The following is a 17,446-nucleotide window of genomic DNA, read 5'->3' on the forward strand; positions in this document are numbered from 1 at the left end:
GCGAGGAACTGCTCGCCGCCGCCCGCCGCCGGGTCGAGGAGGCCGCCGCCGAGGCGGACCGGCTGGTCGCCGAGGCCGAGCAGCGGGCCGGCGAGCTGGTGGCCGCCGCGGAGAACACCGCGCAGCAGGTGCGGGACTCGGTGGCGCATCTGCACCAGGAGGCCGAGGAGGAGATCGCCGGGCTGCGCTCGGCCGCCGAGCACGCCGCGCACCAGCTGCGGGCCGACGCGCAGGGCGAGGCCGACCGGCTGCACGCCGACGCCAACTCCGAGCGGGAGCGCGCCTCCGAGGACGCGGCGCGCATCCGCCGGGAGAGCAAGGAAGAGGCGGACGCGGCCCGTTCGCTGGCCGACCACCAAGTCAACGAGGCCATAGAGGAGTCGGACCGGCTGCGCGCCGAGGCGCGCGAGGACGCCAACCGGATGCGTACCGACGCGGCCTCCCAGGCCGACCAGTTGGTCACCAAGGCCCGTGAGGAGGCCGAGCGCCTCGGCATCCTGGCCAAGGACGCGCTGGACACCGCCGAACGCGACGCCGAGCAGTCCCGCGACGAGTCGCAGCGCATCCTCGACGAGGCCCGCGAGGCGGCCAACAAGCGCCGCAGCGAGGCCGCGGAGCAGGCCGACGAGCTGATGGGCAAGGCGCAGGCGGAGGCGCGCAAGACCGCGGCCGAGGCCGAGGAGCGGTCCGACACCATGGTGGGCGCGGCCCGCGCCGAGGCCGAGCGGATCGTCAACGACGCCACCGCGGAATCCAACGGCTTGGTGGAGCGCGCGCGGACGGACGCGGATACGCTGTTGCGTGAGGCCCGCCAGGATCAGACCGCCATCCGCGAACGCACCCAGGAGTTGCGCTCCCGGACCGAGTCCGAGGTCGACGCGTTGCACGAGCGGGCCCGCAAGGAGGCCGCGGAGGCGATGAAGACAGTCGGCGAGCGGGTGGACAAGCTGGTGGCCGCGGCCACCGAGCAGCTCGCGGAGGCGGAGGCCAAGGCCGCCGAGATCAAGTCCACGGCCACGTCGGAGGCGAGCAAGGTTCGGATCGCCGCCGTCAAGAAGGTCGAGGGCCTCCTCAAGGAGGCCGAGCAGAAGAAGGCCGAAGCCGAGCGTGAGGCGGAACGGGTCAAGAGGGAGGCCCGCGCCGAGGCGGAACGCACGGTGGGCGACGGCAGAAGAGAATTGGAGATCCTGGTGCGCCGCAGAGAAGACATCAATGCGGAGATCTCCCGTGTCCAGGACGTGCTGGAGGCGTTGGAGTCGTTCGAGGCACCGAGCAGTGGAAGTTCCAAGAGCACGGTGGCCGCGGGTGCCGGCGCCGGAACAACCCGAACGAGCGGCAAGCGCGCAGATGATGCTCCACTCGATTGAGCGGACCTTTTTCATACCTGATGCGCAATGGCTCGGTGACACGCCGCCTGGGCCCCTAGGATTCCCTCTATCACCTCACCGGTCTGAATCGACAGGAACCCCATGAGCGACACTTCCTCCCCCTTCGGCTTCGAGCTCGTGCGGCGCGGATACGACCGCGGACAGGTGGACGACCGCATCACCAAGCTCGTCGCCGACCGTGACAGCGCCCTCACCCGCATTACCGCGCTGGAGAAGCGCATCGAGGAGCTGCACCTCGAAACCCAGAACGCCCAGGCTCAGGTGAACGACTCGGAGCCGTCGTACGCCGGACTCGGCGCGCGTGTGGAGAAGATCCTCCGGCTGGCCGAGGAGGAGGCCAAGGACCTGCGTGAGGAGGCCCGCCGCGCCGCCGAACAGCACCGCGAGCTGGCCGAGTCGGCCGCCTCGCAGGTGCGCAACGACGCGGAGAGCTTCGCCAACGACCGCAAGGCGAAGGCCGAGGACGAGGGCGCGCGGATCGTCGACAAGGCGAAGGGCGACGCCACCCAGCTGCGCGCCGACGCGCAGAAGGACGCGCAGGCCAAGCGTGAGGAAGCCGACGCGCTGTTCGAGGAGACCCGCGCCAAGGCCGCCCAGGCCGCCGCGGACTTCGAGACCAACCTGGCCAAGCGCCGCGAGCAGTCCGAGCGTGACCTGGCCTCGCGTCAGGCCAAGGCGGAGAAGCGCCTGGCGGAGATCGAGCACCGTGCCGAGCAGCTCCGCCTGGAGGCGGAGAAGCTGCGCACCGACGCCGAGCGCCGCGCCCGCCAGACGGTGGAGACCGCACAGCGCCAGTCCGAGGACATCGTGGCCGACGCGAACGCCAAGGCCGACCGGATCCGCAGCGAATCCGAGCGCGAGCTGGCGGCGCTCACCAACCGCCGCGACAGCATCAACGCCCAGCTGACCAACGTCCGCGAGATGCTGGCCACGCTGACCGGTGCCGCGGTGGCCGCGGCCACCTCCCCCGCCGACGACGAGCCGATCTCGCGCGGCGTCCCGGCGCAGCAGTCGCGCTGACACCGGTCGTTCCCGCGGAATTCCAGGAACCCCCGTCCCGTCTTTTCCCCTCGGGATCGGGGGTTCCGCCGTGTCTTGCTAGCCTCACCCCATGATTGAGTTGCAGGGGCTCACCAAGCGGTACGGGGACAGAACCGCTGTCGATCAACTGACCTTCACCGTGCGCCCCGGCGTGGTGACCGGATTCCTCGGGCCCAATGGCGCGGGCAAATCCACCACGATGCGGATACTGCTGGGTCTGGACTCCCCGTCCAGCGGCGATGTGCGGATCGACGGCAAGCACTACGCACAGCTCAGCGAGCCGCTGAAGTACATCGGCGCGCTGCTGGACGCCAAGTCCGTGCACGGCGGCCGGACCGCGTACAACCATCTGCTGTGCCTGGCCCAGTCCAATCGCATCCCGCGCCGCCGGGTGGACGAGGTGCTGGAGACGGTGGGTCTGACCGCGGTGGCGAAGAAGCGGTCCAAGGGTTTCTCACTGGGCATGGGCCAGCGGCTCGGCATCGCCGGCGCGCTGCTCGGCGACCCCGAGATCCTGATGTTCGACGAACCGGTCAACGGCCTGGACCCCGAGGGCATCCACTGGATCCGCAATCTGATGAAGAGCCTGGCCGCGCAAGGCCGTACGGTCTTCGTCTCCAGCCACCTGATGAGCGAGATGGCGCTGACCGCCGAGCACCTGATCGTGATCGGCCGGGGCCGGCTGCTGGCCGACACCTCGATGGCCGATTTCATCGCCCAGAACTCCCGCTCCTACGTGCGGATCCGCACCCCGCAGGTGGAGCGGCTGAAGGACATCATGCATCAGGCCGGGCACCCGGTGGTGGAGACCGGCGACGGCTCGTTCGAGATCCAGGACGGCGATCCGGCCCAACTCGGCGAGCTGGCCGCCCAGCACCAGTTGGTGCTGCACGAACTGAGCCCGCAGCGGGCCTCGTTGGAGGAAGCGTTCATGCAGTTGACGGCCGATTCGGTGGAGTACCACGCGGGGGGCGCGATGGGTTCGGGCCCGTCCGGGGTGGGCGCGCTGCCGAACGGCGGGCCGGAGCAGCCGGGCCAGCCCGTCCCGGCGGCCGACGGCCGCGACCCCCAGCAGCCGCAGTGGGGCGCCGGATGGCGCAACCCCGGTTCCGGAAAGGGACGTTGACATGGCAGCCACCTCGGCCGTCCTCCAGTCGGAGTGGACGAAGATCCGCTCGGTACGGTCCACGGTGTGGACGCTGGCGCTGGCTTTCCTGGTCACCGTCGCGCTCGGCGCGGTGATCTGCCTGGTGTTCGACAACACCTTCAGCAGCCTGTCCGCATCCGACAAGCTCACCTTCGACCCGACCAACACCAGCTTCTTCGGCATGACGCTGGGGCAGTTGGCACTGATCGTCTTCGGTGTGCTGGTGATCTCCAGCGAGTACAGCACCGGCATGATCCGCACCTCGCTGGCCGCCGTCCCGCAGCGCGGCGAGTTCTACCTGTCCAAGGTCACGGTGGCCGGCGTACTGGCCCTGGTGGTCGGTGAGGCCACCAGCTTCATCACCTTCTTCCTCGGCCAGGCGCTGCTCGGCCCGCACAAGGCGCACATCGGCGACCCGGGGGTGCTGCGTGCGGTCTTCGGCGCCGGGCTCTACATGACGCTGCTGGTGTTGTTCTGCGTCGGCGCGGCGACGATGCTGCGCAGCCCGATGCTGGGCCTGGGCGTCCTGATGCCGTTCTTCTTCCTGGTCTCGCCGATCCTGAGCGCCGTCCCGAAGGTGCGGACGGTCGCCCGCTACTTCCCCGACCAGGCCGGCCAGAAGATCCTCCAGGTGGTCCCGTCCGGCGACGAGCACACCTCGTACGGGCCCTGGGGCGGCATCCTCATCATGGCGGTGTGGGTGGTGGTGGCGCTGCTCGGCGGCTACGCGGTGCTCAGGAAACGCGACGCCTGACCTGGACGGGGAACCGCGGGCGCCCGCTACGCTTCCTCCTCCACGGGGCGTGTGCCCCCGTGGCACGCGAGGGGCGGAGCATGATCCAGGCAGTCGGCCTGACCAAGCAGTACGGCGACAAAACAGCCGTGTACAACCTGTCGTTCCAGGTAGGGCCAGGTACGGTGACCGGCTTCCTGGGCCCGAACGGGTCCGGCAAGTCCACCACGATGCGGATGATCCTGGGGCTCGACGCGCCGACGTCCGGGCAGGTGACCATCGGCGGACTGCCGTACCGCCAGTTGCCCAACGCCCCGCGCCGGGTGGGGGCGCTGCTCGACGCCAAGGCCGTGCACGGCGGGCGCAGCGCCCGCCAGCACCTGCTGAGCCTGGCGCAGCTGTCCGGTATCCCGGCCCGCCGGGTGGACGAAGTGCTGGGCGTGGTGGGCCTGCAGGACGTGGCCGGCCGCCGTTCCAAGGGCTTCTCGCTGGGCATGGGGCAGCGGCTGGGCATAGCGGGCGCGCTGCTCGGCGACCCCGAGGTGCTGCTCTTCGACGAACCGGTCAACGGCCTGGACCCCGAGGGCATCCACTGGGTGCGCCATCTGATGCGCGCGCTGGCCGCCGAGGGCCGTACGGTCTTCGTCTCCAGCCACCTGATGAGCGAAATGGCGCTCACCGCCGACCACTTGATCGTGATCGGCCGCGGACAGCTGCTGGCCGACATGAGCGTGAAGGACTTCATCGCCCGGCACTCCACCGGTTACGCCCTGGTGCGCACCCCGGCGGAGGGCGAGCAGCGGGAGAAGCTGGGCACGGCGCTGACCGAGGCGGGGGCCACCGTACAGCCGGAGCCGGACGGGGCGTTGCGGGTCAGCGGGCTCGAACTGCCCAGGATCAGCGATGTCGCCCACGAGGCGGACATCCGGCTGTGGGAGCTGTCCCCGCACCAGGCGTCGCTGGAGGAGGCGTACATGCGGCTCACCGGCGGCGCGGTGGACTACCGCTCCACGCAGGACCCGCGGCAGGGGCTCCAGGCGGCGCCGCCGCAGGGCGGTTGGGGACAGACCGGCTGGGGCCGGCCCCCAGCCGCGGCAGCCGGACAAACCCCGGCTGTACCCGCCCCGCCCCTCCCCGACTCGGCCCGTCCCGCCTCGACCCTCCCCGGCGCGCCCGGGCAAGCCGCCGCCGGTACCCACCACGAGGAAGCCCGATGACCGCCCCGCAGACGTTTCCCTACGCGCCGCCGTCCCCGTTCGCCTCGCAGATCCCGATCGAGCAGACCCGGCTGTCCCATGCGCTGCACTCGGAGTGGACCAAGATCCGGACGGTGCGATCCACGATGTGGACGCTCGGGGTGATGCTGTTCCTGGTGATCGGCATCAATCTGCTGGTCGTCATCCCGATCTCGGACAGCAACGACACCACGGTGCCGGTGCTGGCGGCCGGCCTGTTCGGGCTGATGCTCGGCCAGTTGGCGATCATCACCCTCGGTGTGCTGGTGATCACCTCGGAATACGGCACCGGCATGATCCGCACCACCTTCACCTCATGCCCGCAGCGCTCCCGGGTGCTCGCGGCGAAGGCGATCGTCTTCTTCGGCCTGTCCTTCGTCACCACCACGGTCGCCTGCACCGTCACCGCGCTGGTGAGCTGGAGCGTGGTGGGCGGCAAGACGTGGTCGCCCGGCGAGGGCACCCAGGCGGGCGTAGTCATCCGGAACGGGGTGACAACGGCCAGCGCCGCCGAATGGCTCGGCGCGACGGTCGGAGTGGGCCTCTACGTGGCGCTGCTCGGCCTGCTGGCGCTCGCCGTCGGGACCCTGCTGCGGCACTCGGCCGGCGCGATCACCACCATGCTGGGCGTGGTGCTCCTGCCGCTCCTGGTGGCCATCTTCCTGCCCGACAGCCTCGCCTCGGCCCGCGACGGCCTGATCAGGTTCTCCTCGCCGAACTCCCTGGCCTCGCTCTACCGCATCCCCATGATCGGCAGCGACAACCAGAACGGCGTCCTCCAGCTCATCGTCCTGGCCTGCATCACGGCAGCGGCCCTGACCGCAGCCTTCATCACCCTGAACACCCGCGACGTCTGACCCCCCAGCAAAACCACCCCGTCCGGCCTTCAAAACCACCCCGTCCGGCGTTTGAGGACAACCCGCCGACGCCCAGCAAAACCAGCCCGTCCGGCCTTCAAAACCAGCCCGTCCGGCGTTTGAGGACAACCCGCCGACGCCCAGCAAAACCAGCCCGTCCGGCGTTTGAGGACACGCCGGCGACGTCACGCCCCCGCTCAGTACCTGGGCGCGTTCCGGGACCGCTGCACCTTACTGGTGCGGCGGTCCTTCGCGTTCCAGCAGGCCCGATGCCAATGCCGCCGATCCTCCACTCCCCCGTACTCCCGCCACGCCACCACGTGCCCGACCCCCGGCGGAATCTCCTGGTCGCAGCCCGGGCACCGGTAGTGCTTGGCGGTGGCGCTGCCGGCGACCGGCCGCACGATCCATTCCTCGCCCTGCCACTGCTCGGTGGCCCCGTAGCCGATGCCGGACTCCCGCTCCCGGTCGTCGGGGCCGGGCCGGCCGCCGTCGGAGCGGCCGGCGCCCTGCGGGTGGTTTCGACGCGGCGACATGGGCGCACCTCGCGCTCTTGGGGGCAGTACGGACGTCCCGTCCAGCGTAAGGGTCGCCGCCCGGCGGGCTGAACAGGGCGAGTGGGCCATATGTGCGTTGAGACGTCGGAAAATCATGAAAACGCCGCCCACCACGCGTGCCTTTGGCACGTGCCAAGCGTTAGAGGGAGCAGGAGGGAGTGAGCGATGCGCGTTGGGACATTCGTTCTCGCCGCCCAGTTTCCGGGCCAGGGCCCGGCGGAGGCGCTGCACCGGTCGATACGCACGGCGGAGGCGGCCGAGGCCGCCGGGCTCGACGCGGTCTGGCTGGCAGAACATCATTTCGTGCCGTACGGGGTCTGCCCGTCGGCCATCACCCTCGCGGGTGTACTGCTCGGGCGCACCTCAAGGATCGGGGTGGCCACCGCGGTGAGCGTGCTCCCGACGGTGCACCCGGTCGCGCTCGGCGAGCAGGCCGCGATGCTGCACCTGGTGTCGGGCGGCCGGTTCACGCTCGGGGTGGGCCGCGGCGGCCCCTGGGTGGATCTGGCGGTGTTCGGCGCCGGGATCGCCGCCTTCGAGACGGGCTTCCCGGAGTCGCTGGACCTGCTGCTGAGCTGGCTGCGCGAGCCGGCGGTGGGCGCGGCCGGGGTGCGCTACGCCTTCCCCGCCGTGCCGGTGGTCCCGCGCCCCGGGGAGCTCGACGGCGGCGGCCCGCCGGTGGTGGTCGCCTGCACCTCGCCCAGTACGGTCCGGCTGGCCGCCGAGCGCGGGCTGCCGATGCTGCTGGGCATGCACTGCGGTGACGAGGACAAGGCGAGCATGGTCGCGCTGTGGCGGCGCAGCGCGCTGGCGGCCGGCCACTCCCCCGACGCGGTGGCTGCCGCAGATCATGTCTCGGCGGGGGTGGTCCAGGTCGCCGACACCCGGGCGGACGCCAGTGAGACCCTGCTCAAGTCGATGCCCGGCTGGCTCCAGCAGGGCCTGTCGGCGCACCGCACCCACGACGGACGTCCGCGGACGATGCGCGATCCGCTCGGCTACACCGAGCTGCTCTGCTCGCTGCATCCGGTGGGACCGCCCCGGCTGTGCGCCGACCGGCTGGCGGCGACCTCGGCGGCCACCGGCATCACGCGCTTCGCACTGCTCGCCGAGGGCTCCGGCGATTTCGACGCCACGCTGGAGAATGTGACCCGGCTCGGCGGTGACGTACTCCCGGAACTGGCCTGATCCGGTGCGGATCGGTGCGGATCGGGGCGGGTGTCCGGCTCCGGGAGCACATCGGGTGGGGCGGGCCGCCGGTGGTCAGTGACGGCCGGCTGCGCGTGACCTCAGCAGTCCCGCAACTCCGGCGACTGGTTGAGCAGTTGGGCACGGACCGAGGTGAACTTCGCGTAGCGCTCGTCCACCGCCGGGTCCAGCGGGAACACCGCGACGCGGTGGCAGTTCTGGAAGGCCAGCCGCACCCCGAAGTGCCGCTGCAGGGAGCCGCGTATCGCATCGCTGGCCAGCGCGCGAAGCAGCTGGCCCCGCTCCTGCTCACTCGGCGGCGGCACCTGGTTGTCGGCGAACTCCCCCCCGTCAACCTTGAGTTGTGCCACCAGCGAGCTGATCATCTCCCATGCGTACGGGAGGGACGTCCGGACGCAGTCGACGAACTCCTGCTCGTCGACCTCGCCTCGCTCGGCCTGCTCGAGAAGGGCCGGTGAGACGTCGAGCGACATGGGTACTCCTCTCGTGACCCCTCAGAGGGAAGGGGTCAGGGCGTACCCCCCAGGCGTGATGGGCCCTGGAGGAATGGGTTCCGGGAGCCGGTTCCGGCGACAGCCGCACCCGTGCCCCCCGGCCCTCAACCGTAGGCGCCCCCGCCTCACCCGCACCAGGCGGCGGCACCCACAACCAGCCATTTTTGCCGCATCGCCGGGGGTTGGCCGGAGTCGTACGGGTCGTACGGGTCCCCTCACAAGGGGGTCCGCCGGGGCCGTAGCAGGCGCCGGGGCGGCCCCGGGGCGAATCGCGCGGCGGGCACCGGGTCGAGTAGCGTTGCCGACCATGCGTCTCGTGATCGCCCGCTGCTCCGTCGACTACGCGGGCCGGCTCTCCGCCCATCTCCCCTCGGCCATCCGGCTGCTGCTGATCAAGGCGGACGGGAGTCTGTCGGTGCACGCCGACGACCGCGCCTACAAGCCGCTCAACTGGATGTCCCCGCCGTGCTCGTTGAAGGAGACCGAGGACAATCTGTGGACGGTCACCAACAAGGCCGGCGAGCAGTTGATCATCACCATAGAGGAGATCCTGCACGACTCCTCCCATGAACTCGGCGTGGACCCGGGCCTGATCAAGGACGGCGTGGAGGCCCACCTCCAGGAACTCCTGGCCGACCGGATGGAGGTCCTGGGCGACGGCTGGACCCTGGTCCGCCGCGAATACCCCACCGCGATCGGCCCGGTGGACATCCTCTGCCGCGAGGCCGCCGGCCCAGCCGTGGCCGTCGAGGCCGTGGAGGCTGTCGAGGCCGTCGAGGTGGGGACCGCGCTGCCCCGGCCCCGGCACTGGGCGGTCGAGATCAAGCGGCGCGCCACCATCGACGGCGTCGAGCAGCTCACCCGCTACCTGGAGTACCTGAACCGCGACACCACGCTCGCCCCGGTGGGCGGTGTCCTCGCCGCCCAGAGCATCGCCCCCCAGGCCCGTACCCTGGCCGAGGACCGCGGCATCCGCTGCCTGGTGCTCGACTACGACGAGCTGCGCGGTATCGACAAGGCGGAGGACCGGCTGTTCTGAGGCGGCGCCGACTCAGTCCGCGCCCCGGTCCAGGTAGGTGTGCAGGCGGATGGTGGTGCCCGCGGCGGGGCCGGTGCGGATCTGGACCAGGTCGCAGAGCTGGTGCACCAGCCACAGACCCCGGCCGCCCAGCTGGTCGACGGTGGGCCTGCGGCGGCCGGCCAGCGGGTCGTCCAGGTGGCCGTCGTCGTGGAACTCACAGATCAAGGTGGCGTCCTCGACCCAGGTGCGCAGCGTCCCGCCGCCGCCTCCGTACTTGATGCTGTTGACGGCGCACTCGGTGGCGGCGACCTGGAGCTCGCGCAGCCGGGCACCGTCCAGACCGTTGGCGCCCGCGCAGGCGGCGACCTTCTCGCGCACCGCGGCCAGACCGCCGCTGCTGTAGGTGAGTTCGTCGAAGGGGTCGCAGGGCAGGCCCAGCGGCTCGTGGGGATACGGCTCGTCGCTGAAGACGTCGCTCGGGGTGTGCTCGCCCGCGTTCAGCACCAGCGGGTGGCAGCGCTGCCCGGCCCGGAGTATCTCGGGATCGAGCGTCGTGGTGTCGTACGGGCACAGCAGCCACCAGGCCGGCGAACCGGTGAAGGCGCGGTTGAGCAGCCACTCGTGGTAACGCAGTTCGGCGCTCTCGGCGGCGGTGCGTCCGGACCACGCCGCCTCGTTGATGCCGCGCACCGGGTGCCCGGCGTGCGCCTGGGCGGTGATCCAGTCCTGCCAGGCCGGGATCAGCCGTCCGGGATTGCGGCCGAGCGCGGCGGTGTCGAGGAAGACGACGCCGGCCGGGGCGCCGGTGATCTCGGCGCGCAGCAGCTGTTCCTTGTCGGCGGAGACCGCGACCAGCACGATCTCCTGGCCGGCCAGGGCGTCCTGGATGAAGGACAGCGTGCCGGTGAGGAATTCGTCCGTGCCGTGGTGCGGGTACATCTCGTGCCGGAAGCCGGCTTCCCCGCGGTCCCGGGCCGGGGCGAGGGCGGAGGGGGGCGTCATGGCGCCAGCTCCACGGGGAGGTCCTGGCGGTGGTACCCCAGCAGTTCCCAGCAGCGGCGGACCGTGTCGTTCACATCCAGCAGGTGGACGCGGTGCCCGGCGTGCTCCCGGGCGGCCTGGATCAGGGCCTGCATACCGGCGGCGTCCATGAATTCCAGGTCCTCGCAGTGCAGGCGCAGGACCGGGCAGGCCGCGGCGATCACGGTGACAGCGGAACGGAACGCCTGCGCCCCGTCGGCATCCACTACGCCGGTCACGTGCCAGTGCTCCGTTCGTGCCTGAAATATCCGGAAACTCGGCTCCACTGTGTTTCGCGTGCCCGCGTGGTGCGGATGCACACTCAGTGCCTGCGCCAGGGAGCCGTCCGAGAAGTGAACACGCGAATAGGCACATACCACCATAGCCCCGGTGGCCGCGGTGAACGCCTCCATCCCCGTCTCGTACTCGGCGATCGCCTGCTCGGTGGCTCCCCCGGGCCAGATCCGGTCCATCAGCGCCAGCACCCGCAGCGTACGAAAGCCCTGCTCACCGGCCTCACGGGCCTCGCGGCGCACCACGCCCAGCAGGGAACCGCCGGCCTGACCGAGGTCGTACGACGTCACATCCGGCCACAGGCGCCGGGCCCCCGGCGGGCCGAGGACCACGACCTTGTCGCCGAACAGCGCGCCGTCGGCCACGAACGCGCGCGTGTAGGCCGCGCCGACCCCGGCATCCGCCGACACCAGGCACGCGTGGTCGCCGATGTCCATGGCATCCAGCGTGGCCATGTCCCTGGCAGTCCTCAAGCACCCCTCCACGGTGGAACCAAAGCACAGCAACCTACACCGCCCCGGTGCCGGGTCGGGGTGCGGTCAGCTCGCCGACGGGCTGCCGGCGGTTCCGGCCGGCGCGGGCGGGGCGCTGACCGTGGCCGGCGAGGCGCTGACCGAGGCGGACTGGGACTGCTGTCCGCCCGACGTCGGAGGCGTGCTGGTCGGCGGGGGCGTGGTGGGCGGGGTGGTCGGAGTCGTGGGAGGCGGGGTCGTGGTGGGCGGCGGGGGCGCTGACGAGTGATGCGGCGGCGGTGACGACGGCGGCCGCGGCGTGTGATGGGTCGGCCCCCCACCCGGCGGCGGCACCGGGTTCCCCGGCCCGGAGGTCGTCCCGCCCGACGGCGGGGTGGTCGGTGCGCCGGGACCGCCCGGCAGGCCCGGCGCCGTGCTGGCGCCACCGGCCGCCGGCGAGGTGACCGTGGTGGACACCGAGGTGGAGGCCGACGACGAGCCGGACGCGGCAGCCGGGGGCGCCGCGTGGGTGCCGTCCACCGCGGAGGGGGACGTGTCGGTGGGCGCGTCCTGCTCGACGGTCTCGATCGGCTTGCCCTGATTGGGCGCGCCGTCCCCGCTGGAGGTCGCGCCCAGGGTGACGATCGTGCCGAGGACCGCGGCCAGCAGGACCCCGGTGCCGGCCGCGACCAGATTGCGCCGGGACCCGATGACGGCCAGCCGGCGGACCGAGGGCGCCCGGTCGAGGGCGGCCGGCACCTTGTTGATGACGACGGTCGAGGTGTCGGGCAGCGCGAAGGCCGGCTCCAGGGCCCCGGCGGGGAGTTCGAGGGCGGAGGCACCGACCCGGTCGTTGACGAGCGCCAGGGTGCGCCGTCCGACGACGGTGCCCTGGCGGTCGGCGAGCGCGCCGCGCAGCGCGATGGAGGCCTCGAGTTCCGCGCGGGCCCGGTCCATCCCGCCGGTGCACAGCGCCAGCACGCCCAACTCGTGGTGGAAGTAGGCCTCTTCCGCGACCTCGCCGGACAGCCGGGCGGCCTCCTGCCCGACCCGCAGCGCCCGCTCCCACGCACCCCAGTGCAGGGCCGCGGCGAAGACCGGTGCGACGGTACGGGCGAGCAGGACCGCGGCGCTGGCGTGGCCGCCGTCCCGGCAGGCGGTCATCGCCGCCAGGATCGCCTCGGACTCGGCGGTGGCCCGCTCCGGGGTGACCGAGGGGTGGCCGGTCCACCAGGCGTAGTGCAGGGCGGCGGTGTGCGCCTGGACGTCGTTGAGTTCGCCGTCGGCGGCGAGCGCGGGGCCGAGTTGCTGGACGACGCCGGCCGCCAGCCGGAAGTGCGACGCGACGGGTACGGCCAGTCCGACCGAGATCAGTTCACCCAGGGCCGCGTCGCCGTGCGTGTCGCCGACCAGGGCCGGCAGGTGCGACGGGTGCGGGCATTCGCCGTCCAGGGCCACCGCGAAGGCGAGGGCCTCGCGGGCGGCCTCGCTGAGCCGGGAGGCGAGCAGGTCGGCCGGGGCGGCGCTCTCCGCGAGCGACGGCAGCGGTATGTCGTCGACCGGCAGCCGCAGCGGCAGCGGGGGCGGCGGGGGTATCTCGGGGGCGGCGGCGCCGGCCTCGGGCCCGTCGAAACCGGTGAGGTCGGGCAGCGGCGGGTCGGAGGGCGCCAGCAGCGCCGAGCCGTTCAGCCACACCGAGTCGTCCAGGTCGGGGTCCGGCGGCAGCCGCATCGCGTCCCGCTGGCGCAGCAGCGCGCCGGCCTGGACGAAGCGCAGCGGCAGACCCTCGGATTCGAACCAGAGGTCGGCGGCCCATGCCGTCTCGTCCTCCTCCAGCCGCCGCCCGGTGACGAGTTGGAGCAGATCGACACAGGCGACCCGGGTCAGTCCGGACAGCAGCACCTCCTCGACCATCGAGTCGGCGGCGGGCGCGGGGACGTCGGGGGTGGCGGACATCAGGAACGCGCACTCGGGCGCGGTGTCCAGCAGTTCCTCCAGCGCCGCGCCGCCGATCTCCAGGTCGTCCAGGACGACCACGGCGCCCACGTCCCGCAGCAGGTCCGACAGTTCGGCGCGGCCGGGGCGGTAGCCCTCGCCGGCGTAGACGATGGTGTAGAGGTCGTGCAGCAGGTCGGCGGCGGTGCGGTGGTAGCCGGACAGCCGGATCACGCCGTCGGGCGCGAGGTCGGTGCAGGCGTTGGCGACCGATTCCAGCAGCGCGGTGCGTCCGGCGCCGGACGGGCCGGTGACGCGGGTCGAACGGCCCCGGGCCAGCAGCCGGATGAGCCGCTCGCGCTCCTCCTCCCGCTCCAGCAGCGGGACTTCGGGCGCGGGCGGGCCGGGAGGCGGCGTGGGGCGCCCGGCGGTGATCCGGGCGGCGCGGTCCTCCGGGGTGCGGCGGACCGGGGTGCGCCGCTCCTCGGGCGGGCAGGGCACGACCTCGGTGCCGTCGACCGGGTTGACGGTCAGCAGGTATTCGGGGGTGACGACGCGCGGGATACGGGAGGTGCTGCCGCTGGGCGAGCCCAGTTCGGGGGCGAGCGGGTCGCGGGCGGGCCGGGTCACCTTCGGCAGCGGCATCGTGCCGTCGAACAGCGAGGTGCCCTGCTGCAGCGGCATCGGCTCGCCGACCGGCCGGACCACCAGGGCGCTGCCGGGGCCGGAGTCGGCCGGCGGCAGCGCCGGACGGGGCTGCGCGGGCTCGGATCCTGGCGCGGATCCGGCGGGGCGCTTGGCGCCGGCCGCGAACGCGTCGAAGCTGCCGACGGCCTCGAACCGGCCGACCCGGTCCCGCCGTTCGGAGTTGTCCCGCCGCTCGAGCCCGCCGGGCCGCTCCGGACCGCCGGACGCGTCCGCCGCGCCGGCCGTGCGGCCGCCGAAGACATCCGGTTCGTCGCTCCCGCCGGCGGCCGACTCCTCACCGAGGGCGGACGCACCGCCCGGGGCCCGGGCCGCGCCGAAGGCGTCGAAGCCCGCCGAGGCGCCCGACGGGCCGGTGTTTCCCGGTCGTTCCGCCGGACGCTCCTCGGGACGACCGCCCTGCTGCTCGCCGGTCTGCTGATCCATGTCCTACGCCCCCCGGGTGCGTGACGTGCGGGGGCATCCTCGGACCGAGACGACTGCGCGCCCACCGCACGCTCGCGACGGCGGCGCCGGGTCCCGGCCCGATTCCCCTTCTACGGCGTACGGGGTGCACGCCTCCTGGCCATTGATGCGCAAACTCTAAAGGGTGCGCACCCTATCCATGAAGGCCCGGGGCCTCCACGCCTGCGTTACGTGCCGAACGTCACCTTTAGGCCTCGATCGCGAGGATACGGTGCAGCCGGGTGGCCACCAGCAGCCGCTGCATCTGCGGTGGGACCCCGCGCAGCACCAGCCGCCGGTTGGCCCGGCCGGCCCGGCGGTGGGCGCCCATGATGACGCCGAGCCCGGTGGCGTCCCAGGAGTCGAGTTCGGTCAGGTCGAGCACCAGGTCGCCGCAGCCGGAGTCGACGGCGATGTGCAGGGCCGCACGGGCGTCCGCCGCGCTGACCACGTCGAGGCGGCCCCCGACGATCAGCTCGGCGTGGTCGCCCCTGATGTGCATAGTCACTCCCCGAAGCGCTGGCGTGGCCTTGCCGGCCGATCCGTAGGTCTTCACACCACTGACGGTCCCTCGCATAGAGAAGTTGCCTTCTGTGGGCAAACCGACGCCGAATTCACTCTTAAGAGTGATTCCGCATGGTCAGTTCCGGTACGGGCCCGTTCAGGTGTGTTCGGGTCCGGCCGGGTTCAGTACTGGTAGAAGCCCTGGCCGCTCTTGCGGCCCAGGTCCCCGGCGTCCACCATCCGCCGCATGATCTCGGGCGGGGCGAACTTCTCGTCCTGGGACTCGGTGTAGATGTTGCCGGTCGCGTGCAGCAGGATGTCCACGCCGGTCAGGTCGGCGGTGGCGAGCGGACCCATGGCGTGGCCGAAGCCGAGCCGGCAGGCCACGTCGATGTCCTCGGCCGAGGCGACACCGGACTCGTAGAGCTTGACCGCCTCCACCACCAGCGCGGAGATCAGCCGGGTGGTCACAAAGCCGGCCACGTCGCGGTTGACGACGATACAGGTCTTGCCGACGCCCTCGGCGAACTCGCGGGCCCGCGCCAGGGTCTGATCGCTGGTCTTGTAGCCGCGGACGAGCTCGCACAGCCCCATCAGCGGCACCGGCGAGAAGAAGTGGGTGCCGACCACCCGTTCGGGGTGCTCGGTGGCGGCGGCGATCTTGGTGATCGGGATGGCGGAGGTGTTCGAGGCGAGCACCGTGTCCTCGCCGACGACGCGGTCCAGGGCGCGGAAGATCTCCTGCTTGACCTCGATGTGCTCGAAGGCCGCCTCCACCACCAGATCGGCGTCGGCCACCGCGTCCAGGTCGGTGGTGGTGGTGATCCGGGCCAGCGCGGCCTCGGCCTCCTGCTCGGTCAGCTTGCCCTTGGCGGTGAACTTGGCGTAGGAGGCGCGGATGCCGTCCCTGCCGCGCGTGAGCGCCTCGTCCGTGACGTCCCGCAGGATCACCTCGTAGCCGGCCTGGGCCGACACCTGCGCGATACCGGAACCCATCAGTCCGGCTCCGATGACGGCGAGCTTCTTCGCCACGGCTCACACACCTCTCCGTTGGGGTTCAGCCGGACCATAACGTCCGCCCACCGCCGGGCGCGACAGGATGTCGGGTCCGTCACCGTGTGTCGTTGGTCGCACAGTTGGGCGCCGCGCGAGGAAGCACGTCAGGCCCTACGCTCGGAGGCATGGTCAATCTCACCCGTATCTACACCCGTACCGGCGACGACGGTACGACCGCGCTGGGCGACATGAGCCGCACCGCGAAGACCGATCCGCGGATCGCCGCGTACGCCGACGCCAACGAGGCGAACGCGGCGCTGGGCGTGGCGCTGGCGCTCGGCGGGCTGGCGCCGGAGGTGGCCGCCGTCGTGGTCCGGGTGCAGAACGACCTGTTCGACGTGGGAGCCGACCTGGCCACCCCGGTGGTGCCGGACCCCGAGCACCCCCCGCTGCGGGTGGAGCAGCCCTACGTGGACCGCCTGGAAGCCGACTGCGACCGCTTCCTGGCCGATCTGGACAAGCTGCGCAGCTTCATCCTGCCCGGCGGGACGCCGGGCGCCGCGCTGCTGCACCAGGCCTGCACGATCGTCCGCCGGGCCGAGCGCTCCACCTGGGCGGCGCTGGCCGAACACGCCGAGGTGATGAACCCGCTGACGGCCACTTACCTCAACCGGCTGTCCGACCTGCTCTTCATCCTGGCGCGGACGGCGAACAAGGACCGCGGCGACATCTTGTGGGTGCCCGGCGAGAACCGCTGAGGGGTGCGCGCGGGGGGACCGGGTGCCGGCAGGCGGCATGGTCGGCCCGGCCGTGCGGGGGGACGGGCTGGCCGGTGTCAGGCCACGTTGACCCGCTGGCCGGGCGGCGCCGCCTCCAGCCAGGCGAGGAAACCGGTCAGCGCGTCGTCGCTCATCGCCAGCTCCAGCCGGGTGCCGCGGTGCGCGCAGGACAGCACCACCGCGTCGGAGAGCAGCGCCAGCTCCTCGGAGCCCTGCGGGGCGCGGCGGCCGAGCACCTCGATCGCCGGGCGGTCCAGGACGCGGCGCGGGCGGGGCGCGTAGGAGAAGACGCGGAACCACTCGACCCGGTCGTTGTCGTAGCGGGCGATCCCGTAGACCCAGCCCTTGCCGGTCTTGCCGCCCGGCTCGGCGGTCCTCCGGGGGGGCCGGGCGCAGGCTGCAGTCGAAGGTGCCGCCCGGGCGCTGGATGAGGCGCCGGCGGAGTCCGAAGACGAAGAGCCCCAGCAGCGCCGCCGCGATGATCGCGAAGCCCACCTGGAAAGCGAGGATCACGTCCGTCGACCTCCTCGCCTTGGAATGGTTGCCGCCCTTGCTGTGCCGGAGCCGCGGACCGCCCGGTGGGGCAGTCCGCGGCGCCGTGGTCCCGCTGTTGCGTCCGGTGTCGCGTGGTCACC

At 72.2% G+C, this 17,446-nt stretch carries 15 protein-coding genes and 2 pseudogenes; 9 read left to right on the top strand and 8 right to left on the bottom strand.

Annotated elements, in window-relative coordinates; genetic code table 11:
- The 6 genes and pseudogenes from GA0115240_RS10910 to GA0115240_RS10935 form a co-directional block, all read left to right on the top strand.
- Nucleotides 1-1,367 (top strand): annotated as a pseudogene (locus tag GA0115240_RS10910) (hypothetical protein); the annotation flags it as partial.
- Between the two features lie 102 nt (nucleotides 1,368-1,469).
- A complete protein-coding gene (locus tag GA0115240_RS10915) occupies nucleotides 1,470-2,408 on the top strand; it encodes a cellulose-binding protein (protein ID WP_093736472.1) in 939 nt (312 codons plus the stop codon).
- Nucleotides 2,409-2,499: 91 nt separating this feature from the next.
- A complete protein-coding gene (locus GA0115240_RS10920; protein ID WP_093736473.1) occupies nucleotides 2,500-3,555 on the top strand; it encodes an ABC transporter ATP-binding protein in 1,056 nt (351 codons plus the stop codon).
- 1 nt (nucleotide 3,556) lies between these two features.
- Entirely contained in the window at nucleotides 3,557-4,330 is a 774-nt protein-coding gene (locus tag GA0115240_RS10925; protein WP_093736474.1) for an ABC transporter permease subunit, read from the top strand.
- A gap of 80 nt (nucleotides 4,331-4,410) precedes the next feature.
- Entirely contained in the window at nucleotides 4,411-5,526 is a 1,116-nt protein-coding gene (locus tag GA0115240_RS10930; RefSeq protein ID WP_093736475.1) for an ABC transporter ATP-binding protein, read from the top strand.
- Complete coding sequence (locus tag GA0115240_RS10935) at nucleotides 5,523-6,401, top strand: ABC transporter permease subunit (RefSeq protein WP_093736476.1); 879 nt, start codon at nucleotides 5,523-5,525, stop codon at nucleotides 6,399-6,401. The genes GA0115240_RS10930 and GA0115240_RS10935 overlap by 4 nt, the downstream gene beginning before the upstream one ends.
- A gap of 197 nt (nucleotides 6,402-6,598) precedes the next feature.
- On the opposite strand, the gene GA0115240_RS10940 is transcribed toward GA0115240_RS10935, so the two are convergent.
- Nucleotides 6,599-6,937: an ATP/GTP-binding protein gene (locus GA0115240_RS10940; RefSeq protein WP_093736477.1), complete on the bottom strand. Its 339-nt coding sequence runs from the start codon at nucleotides 6,935-6,937 to the stop codon at nucleotides 6,599-6,601.
- Nucleotides 6,938-7,123: 186 nt separating this feature from the next.
- Here GA0115240_RS10940 and GA0115240_RS10945 point away from each other — a divergent pair, with 186 nt between their 5' ends.
- A complete protein-coding gene (locus GA0115240_RS10945; protein ID WP_093736478.1) occupies nucleotides 7,124-8,146 on the top strand; it encodes an LLM class flavin-dependent oxidoreductase in 1,023 nt (340 codons plus the stop codon).
- Between the two features lie 101 nt (nucleotides 8,147-8,247).
- Here the strand turns inward: GA0115240_RS10945 and GA0115240_RS10950 are convergent, their stop codons facing one another.
- Nucleotides 8,248-8,640, bottom strand: coding sequence for an SCO5389 family protein (locus GA0115240_RS10950; protein WP_093736479.1), 393 nt, complete (start codon nucleotides 8,638-8,640; stop codon nucleotides 8,248-8,250).
- Nucleotides 8,641-8,968: 328 nt separating this feature from the next.
- Between GA0115240_RS10950 and nucS the strand changes: the two genes are divergently transcribed.
- A complete protein-coding gene (nucS, locus tag GA0115240_RS10955; RefSeq protein ID WP_093736503.1) occupies nucleotides 8,969-9,700 on the top strand; it encodes an endonuclease NucS in 732 nt (243 codons plus the stop codon).
- Nucleotides 9,701-9,712: 12 nt separating this feature from the next.
- On the opposite strand, the gene GA0115240_RS10960 is transcribed toward nucS, so the two are convergent.
- From GA0115240_RS10960 to GA0115240_RS10980, 5 genes are all read right to left on the bottom strand, one after another.
- On the bottom strand, nucleotides 9,713-10,684 hold the full coding sequence (locus GA0115240_RS10960) for a sensor histidine kinase (RefSeq protein ID WP_093736480.1): 972 nt from the start codon (nucleotides 10,682-10,684) through the stop codon (nucleotides 9,713-9,715).
- Nucleotides 10,681-11,451, bottom strand: a complete 771-nt coding sequence (locus GA0115240_RS10965; protein ID WP_093736481.1) for an MEDS domain-containing protein — start codon at nucleotides 11,449-11,451, stop codon at nucleotides 10,681-10,683. Before GA0115240_RS10965 ends, GA0115240_RS10960 begins: the two co-directional genes overlap by 4 nt.
- Before the next feature lie 84 nt (nucleotides 11,452-11,535).
- The gene (locus tag GA0115240_RS39010) at nucleotides 11,536-14,514 is read right to left on the bottom strand and encodes an ATP-binding protein (RefSeq protein WP_093736482.1); all 2,979 of its coding nucleotides are present in this window, start codon (nucleotides 14,512-14,514) and stop codon (nucleotides 11,536-11,538) included.
- A gap of 226 nt (nucleotides 14,515-14,740) precedes the next feature.
- Nucleotides 14,741-15,034, bottom strand: coding sequence for an STAS domain-containing protein (locus GA0115240_RS10975; protein ID WP_093736483.1), 294 nt, complete (start codon nucleotides 15,032-15,034; stop codon nucleotides 14,741-14,743).
- 185 nt (nucleotides 15,035-15,219) lie between these two features.
- A complete protein-coding gene (locus GA0115240_RS10980) occupies nucleotides 15,220-16,068 on the bottom strand; it encodes a 3-hydroxyacyl-CoA dehydrogenase family protein (protein ID WP_093736484.1) in 849 nt (282 codons plus the stop codon).
- Nucleotides 16,069-16,217: 149 nt separating this feature from the next.
- On the opposite strand from GA0115240_RS10980, the gene GA0115240_RS10985 reads away from it, so the two are divergent.
- Nucleotides 16,218-16,790 (top strand): cob(I)yrinic acid a,c-diamide adenosyltransferase, encoded by a 573-nt coding sequence (locus GA0115240_RS10985; RefSeq protein WP_093736485.1) that lies wholly within the window; start codon nucleotides 16,218-16,220, stop codon nucleotides 16,788-16,790.
- A 77-nt stretch (nucleotides 16,791-16,867) separates the two neighbouring features.
- Here the strand turns inward: GA0115240_RS10985 and GA0115240_RS10990 are convergent.
- Nucleotides 16,868-17,324: pseudogene (locus GA0115240_RS10990) on the bottom strand (DUF2550 domain-containing protein).
- Nucleotides 17,325-17,446: the final 122 nt, after the last annotated feature.

It is taken from the genome of Streptomyces sp. DvalAA-14, from assembly GCF_900091855.1.
Lineage (GTDB): Bacteria > Actinomycetota > Actinomycetes > Streptomycetales > Streptomycetaceae > Actinacidiphila.

Excerpts from the sequence above, each read along its gene's own strand:
- GA0115240_RS39010 (WP_093736482.1), bottom strand. The coding sequence starts at position 14,514 with ATGGATCAGCAGACCGGCGAGCAGCAGGGCGGTCGTCCCGAGGAGCGT.
- GA0115240_RS10950 (WP_093736479.1), bottom strand. The coding sequence starts at position 8,640 with ATGTCGCTCGACGTCTCACCGGCCCTTCTCGAGCAGGCCGAGCGAGGC.
- GA0115240_RS10965 (WP_093736481.1), bottom strand. The coding sequence starts at position 11,451 with ATGGCCACGCTGGATGCCATGGACATCGGCGACCACGCGTGCCTGGTG.
- GA0115240_RS10915 (WP_093736472.1), top strand. The coding sequence starts at position 1,470 with ATGAGCGACACTTCCTCCCCCTTCGGCTTCGAGCTCGTGCGGCGCGGA.
- GA0115240_RS10925 (WP_093736474.1), top strand. The coding sequence starts at position 3,557 with ATGGCAGCCACCTCGGCCGTCCTCCAGTCGGAGTGGACGAAGATCCGC.
- GA0115240_RS10985 (WP_093736485.1), top strand. The coding sequence starts at position 16,218 with ATGGTCAATCTCACCCGTATCTACACCCGTACCGGCGACGACGGTACG.
- GA0115240_RS10975 (WP_093736483.1), bottom strand. The coding sequence starts at position 15,034 with ATGCACATCAGGGGCGACCACGCCGAGCTGATCGTCGGGGGCCGCCTC.
- GA0115240_RS10930 (WP_093736475.1), top strand. The coding sequence starts at position 4,411 with ATGATCCAGGCAGTCGGCCTGACCAAGCAGTACGGCGACAAAACAGCC.
- GA0115240_RS10960 (WP_093736480.1), bottom strand. The coding sequence starts at position 10,684 with ATGACGCCCCCCTCCGCCCTCGCCCCGGCCCGGGACCGCGGGGAAGCC.
- GA0115240_RS10945 (WP_093736478.1), top strand. The coding sequence starts at position 7,124 with ATGCGCGTTGGGACATTCGTTCTCGCCGCCCAGTTTCCGGGCCAGGGC.
- GA0115240_RS10935 (WP_093736476.1), top strand. The coding sequence starts at position 5,523 with ATGACCGCCCCGCAGACGTTTCCCTACGCGCCGCCGTCCCCGTTCGCC.
- GA0115240_RS10920 (WP_093736473.1), top strand. The coding sequence starts at position 2,500 with ATGATTGAGTTGCAGGGGCTCACCAAGCGGTACGGGGACAGAACCGCT.
- nucS (WP_093736503.1), top strand. The coding sequence starts at position 8,969 with ATGCGTCTCGTGATCGCCCGCTGCTCCGTCGACTACGCGGGCCGGCTC.
- GA0115240_RS10940 (WP_093736477.1), bottom strand. The coding sequence starts at position 6,937 with ATGTCGCCGCGTCGAAACCACCCGCAGGGCGCCGGCCGCTCCGACGGC.